This is a genomic window from Mesorhizobium sp. M7A.F.Ca.CA.002.05.1.1 (genome assembly GCF_003998335.1).
Classification (GTDB): domain Bacteria; phylum Pseudomonadota; class Alphaproteobacteria; order Rhizobiales; family Rhizobiaceae; genus Mesorhizobium.
Window position 1 is genome coordinate 1 of the sequence record NZ_RZQI01000776.1, and the last position, 2854, is coordinate 2854.

At 65.2% G+C, this 2854-nt stretch carries 2 protein-coding genes; one reads left to right on the forward strand and one right to left on the reverse strand.

What is annotated here, in order from left to right:
* The coding region (gene cckA, locus EN939_RS28275) for a cell cycle histidine kinase CckA (RefSeq protein ID WP_127271012.1) at window positions 1-2020 on the reverse strand (2020 nt) is incomplete at its 3' end.
* 223 nt (window positions 2021-2243) lie between these two features.
* On the opposite strand from cckA, the gene EN939_RS28280 reads away from it, so the two are divergent.
* The coding region (locus EN939_RS28280) for a flagellar biosynthetic protein FliO (protein WP_127271014.1) at window positions 2244-2854 on the forward strand (611 nt) is incomplete at its 3' end.

Below are 2854 nucleotides of genomic sequence, written 5' to 3' on the forward strand. Positions count from 1 at the left end.
GGCCAAGGCCGGTGCCCTTGCCGACTTCCTTGGTGGTGAAGAAAGGCTCGAAAATCTTCTTCAGCACGTCGGGCGCGATGCCGCTGCCGGTGTCCTCGACTTCGACCACGACATAGTCCGCCGGGGCGAGTTCGCGGTAGGAAAAGGCCTTGCACTCCTCGGCGGTCACATTGCGGGTGCGCACGGTGAGATCGCCGCCCGCCGGCATTGCGTCGCGCGCGTTGACCGCAAGGTTGACGACCACCTGCTCGAACTGCCCGATATCGACCTTGACCGGCCACAGGTCGCGGCCATGGTCGACCTTCAGCTTGATGTCGTTGCCGACCAGGCGGGCGAGCAGCATCCTGAGATCGGCGAGCACGTCGGTCAGGTTGAGCACTTCCGGCCGCAATGTCTGCTTGCGTGAGAAGGCCAGAAGCTGCCGCACCAGCGAAGCCGCCCGGTTGGCGTTCTGCTTGATGTTCATGATGTCGGGGAAGGAGGGGTCCGACGGACGGTGGTTGGTCAACAAAAGGTCGGACGCCATGATGATGGCGGTCAGCACATTGTTGAAATCATGCGCGATGCCGCCGGCAAGCTGGCCGACCGCCTGCATCTTCTGGCTCTGCGCCATCTGCCCTTCGAGCGCCTTCTGCTCCGTCGTCTCGACGGCGTAGACGATGGCCGACTCCTCGGCGCCCTCGCCACCGGTGCCGTCGGCGACGGCGTTGACGTAGAAGCGGATGTGCCGTTCGTCGTTGCCGGGCAAAAGCGTGTCGATCGGCTCGATGTCGGCCTGCCGCTGCTGCGCTTTCTCGAAGGCAGCCGCGAAGGCCGGCCGGTCGCGTTCGTGGATCACCGTGTCGAGCCTTACGCGACGGTCGACGGCGTCGCGATCGACGACAGACGAAAACAGCGACAGGAACGGCGCATTGGTGCGCAGGATGCGCCCATTGTGGTCGACGCCGGCGATCGCCATCGGTGTCGAGTTGAAGAAGCGGGTGAAGCGCACTTCCGAAGCCCGCAAATCGGCAGAGGCATCCTCGCCTTGCGTGCGGTTGAGCACGATCGTGCGTGTCGGCCCGTTCAATCCTTCGCGGCTGGCCGAAACACGGTGCATGAAGCGCACCGGCAGCGCTTCGCCCGTCGTGGTCGTCAGGTCGAGATCGATCACCGCGTTGCGTGTGGTGCCGGGGTCGGCCTTGACCGAGCGGACCAGCGCCATGCCGTCGCCGGCCACGATCTCCGACAGAGACACGGCGCCGGGCGTGAAGCTGGTGAGGTCGATGCCCAGCCATTCGGCGAGCGTGGCGTTGATATAGGTGACGCGGCCCTCCTGGTCGGCCGAAAAGAAGCCGGCCGGCGCGTGGTCGAGGTGATCGATCGCCTTCTGCAGGTCGAGGAAGAAGCGCTCCTGCTCGGCCCGCTCCTGCGAGATGTCGGCAAGCTGCCAGGCCAGCATCGGCAGCCGCTGGCCTGGAACGCTGAAGGCGCGGGCGCGGGCCCGGTACCAGCGGGCGCCAGGCTCGGCACCGGGCCGAATGGACTGTGCGAGCCTAAACTCGCCGTCGCCCGACTGGCCGTCGCGCAGGCCGGACGCCAGGCGATAGATCGTCACCGAGGCTTCGGGGACATCCGAGAGCAATCCCTCGACGGTCTTCAGGTCGGCAGCGGACGATGCTCCGGTCATATCCGCATAGGCGCGATTGGCGTAGACGACGCGGCCCTTGGTGTCGGTGACGAGAAGCCCCTGCGACATCGAATCGACGAAGGATTTCGACAGTTCGTCGCCTGTCGAGCGTGGCGTGACCTGCACGAAGCCGATCGCCGTCGCGAACAGGAAGCCGACGCCGATCATCGCCAGCACGCCGAGCATGCCGAGCAGGAAAGGATCGCCGAGGCGCTCGCGGAAAAGCCCGAAGACGATCGCCGCCCCCGTCAGAACGACGATGAAAATGATAAGCCGGGTGACCGCGCCGGGTCGCGTATTCTGGTCGACGATCGGTACCGGATAGAAATCGCCGCGCGCTTCCTTGGCCATGTGCCCCCTGCTCGTGAATTCCGGTGTTCCGACACCCGCCCCTAGCGGGTTGAATCACATTCTCCTAGTCCGGAAAAGGCCTGGGCGGCAAATGTCGGATAAAAATGATGTCTTCCGGGCTTCGGAGTTTTTCTAGCTGTTCACCGGCGTGAAACGCAACTTGCGGTGGCCCGCTGCAACGGTCTAGTGTCTCGTCACTTCCAAGGGCGATCAGGGGAACCCAATGCAATGGCTCGATAGCGTGGCAGGTCCCGGTTATGCCGCAGCATTGTTGTGGACGTTTGCAGCGCTTGTCCTGCTGGTCATCGTTCTCGTCATCATAAAGCTGGTGCGCAACCTGACATTCGGAACCTTCGTCGCCGGTGGCCGGAACCGCAAGACGCGACTGGCCGTCATGGATGCCACCGCCGTCGACAGCCATCGCAGGTTGGTGCTGATACGCCGTGACGATATCGAGCACCTGCTTCTGATCGGCGGCCCGACTGACGTCGTCGTCGAGCGCGATATCCGACTTTCGGCGCTACGCCGGCCGGCATTGACTGGAGACGGTGGCTTGCAGCCGGTCCCGGCCACCGCGGCCCCGGCAGCAACAAGGCCACGTCCGCCGCAACCCGCTCCGCCGCCGGCGAGACAGGCACCCGCTCCACAGCCGGTGAACACGACGCCCGCCCGCCCGCGTCCAACAGCGCCGCCGGCACCTGCAACGAAGCCGGCAACGCAAAGCTATCAGCCGACCAATGTCACGCCGTTGCCGGCCTACGGCTCCGCCAATGCCAACACCGCCCGGCACGCCCCGCCACCACCGCAGCCGGTGCAGGACAGCATCGACGACAC